Here is a 279-nt window from a genome sequence, read left to right on the forward strand (position 1 = left end):
GTAAATATTTAGTTGGATCTACACGTTCACCATGAAGTGTATCTGTCCTTACCTCCAAATGAAGGTGATTCCCTGTCGCTTCTCCCGTTTTACCAACTTCCCCTATCTTTTGACTTGCTTCTACTGTGTCACCTTTTTTCACTGACATCTTACTCATATGGGCATATAAGGTATAAAGTTTCTTTTTATTATGGGTATGTTCAATAACTACTACATTACCATAATCAGTAAACCCATTATTTTTGCTTCCAAAATCAGCAAAAACTACTTTACCAGATT

1 protein-coding gene is annotated in these 279 nt (G+C 35.5%); it reads right to left on the reverse strand.

Annotated features, from left to right (window positions below; all coding sequences use genetic code 11):
• Nucleotides 1-279, reverse strand: a 279-nt coding sequence (locus KVT11_RS19740) for a M23 family metallopeptidase (protein WP_217609133.1), incomplete at both ends; no start/stop codon positions are given.

The organism is Bacillus sp. GbtcB10 (assembly GCF_019091365.1).
GTDB classification, from domain to species: Bacteria; Bacillota; Bacilli; order Bacillales; family Bacillaceae; genus Bacillus; species Bacillus altitudinis.